Source organism: Ralstonia sp. VS2407, from assembly GCF_052950655.1.
On sequence record NZ_JBRFVG010000241.1, the window covers coordinates 1 to 472 of the forward strand.

A 472-nucleotide genomic window follows, 5' to 3' on the forward strand; every position below is an offset into this window, starting at 1 on the left:
GCATTTTCGCTTCGCCATCGACCGGATCAACGCGGCGCAGGCGGCCGGACCCGGCCGGCGGCTGGAGCTGGTGCCGATGGACAACGAGGTGAGTCCGGAGAAATCCCTCACCCTGCTGCGCAAGGCGGTCGATGACGGCATACGCTACGTCACGCAGGGCAACGGCTCCTCCGTGGCCTTCGCGCTGTCGGACGCGGTGGCGAAGGGCAACCGGCGTGCGCCGGGCCAGTCCGTGATGTTCCTGAACTACGCCGCGGTCGATCCAGGCCTCACCAACGACAAGTGCAACTGGTGGCACTTCCGCTTCGATGCGGACGTGGACATGAAGATGCGCGCGCTGTCGGATTACCTCGTGGCGCAGCCGCAGGTGAAGAAGGTGTATATCTTTAATCCGGACTACTCGTTCGGCCAGTCCGTCGAGAAGGCGGCGCTGGCGATGCTGGCGAACCGCCGGCCGGACTTGCAGGTGGTG

General features: G+C 65.5%; 1 protein-coding gene. It reads left to right on the plus strand.

Annotation, left to right across the window (positions count from 1 at the left end; translation table 11 throughout):
• Positions 1-472 (plus strand): ABC transporter substrate-binding protein (locus tag ACU8YE_RS24830; protein WP_446930196.1); only part of this gene is annotated, 472 nt, incomplete at both ends.